The 1,126-nt window shown below is 67.9% G+C and carries 1 protein-coding gene; it reads left to right on the top strand.

The window, feature by feature from the left end; all coding sequences use genetic code 11:
- Positions 1-262: 262 nt before the first annotated feature.
- A partial coding sequence (locus ACLJPX_RS44210) for an IS110 family transposase (RefSeq protein WP_410606080.1) occupies positions 263-1,126 on the top strand: 864 nt, incomplete at its 3' end.

The following is a 1,126-nucleotide window of genomic DNA, read 5'->3' as shown; positions in this document are numbered from 1 at the left end:
GCGAAAGCCACTCAGTGTCAGGGTTGGTGTGACCGCTTGTTGTGTGGTTAGGGTCCGGTCTTGGTCGCGTGGTGACTCAGAAAGCCACTGCCTTGCTGGCTTGTGAAAGAACTGTCCAGCGTGATCAAGGCCCGGGCCTGGCTGGCCTGACTTGATAGAAGCGTGGACTAGACGCCATCAACCTCGACTGAGGTGTGTCCGACCAGCCCGGCCCGGAAAGGTGCACCTGTTCTCCGGCTAGGGAAGGAACACGCGCGTGTCCATGGTGGTCATCGGGATTGATCCGCACAAGTCCAGCCATACCGCGGTCGCTGTCGATCAGGCCGGGCGGAAGCTGGGTCACAAGACCGTCCGCTCCGACGATGCCGGACTGCTCGGGCTACGGGCCTGGGCCGCCCGGTTCGGGATCGAGCTGGTCTGGGCGGTCGAGGACGGCCGTGGTGTCGCCGGGCGGCTGGTCCGCACCCTGATCGGCATCGGCGCCGTCGTGAAATGGGTGCCGCCGAAGCTGATGGCCGCCTGCCGGGCCTCGGCCCGCACTCGCGGCAAGTCCGATCCGATCGACGCTCTCGCGGTGGCCCGCGCGGCCCTGCGCGAACCCGGCCTGCCCACCGCGCACCTGGACCAGCAAGCCCTGGACCTGCGGCTGCTGACCGACCGGCGCGAGGACCTGGTCCACCGCCGCACCGCCGGCATCAACCGGCTGCGCTGGCACCTGCACGACCTCGACCCCGCTCTGGGCCGGAACACCCACGACCTGACCAGGACACGCGCACTGGCCACACTCACCACCGCGGTCTCCGCCCTCGATCCCAGCGTCCGCCGCGATCTCGCCCTCGAACTCCTCACCGAGATCACCGCCCTCAACCAGCACATCACCCGGCTCGAGCACCAGCTCACCGAACGCGTTCAGCCACTGGCCCCCACCCTGCTGGCCATCACCGGCGTCGGCACGATCATCGCCGCGAAAATCATCGGCGAAACCGCCGGCATCACCCGATTCCGCTCACCAGCCGCCTACGCCATGCACACCGGCACCGCACCCATCCCCGTCTGGTCCAGCAACAAACCCCACTACCGCCTCAACCGCGGCGGCAACCGACAACTCAACACCTGCATCCACCGC

It is taken from the genome of Amycolatopsis sp. lyj-90, from assembly GCF_046549035.1.
Lineage (GTDB): Bacteria > Actinomycetota > Actinomycetes > Mycobacteriales > Pseudonocardiaceae > Amycolatopsis.
The sequence above is the reverse complement of the archived record's forward strand: the minus strand, read 5'-3'. Positions and strand labels throughout refer to the sequence as shown.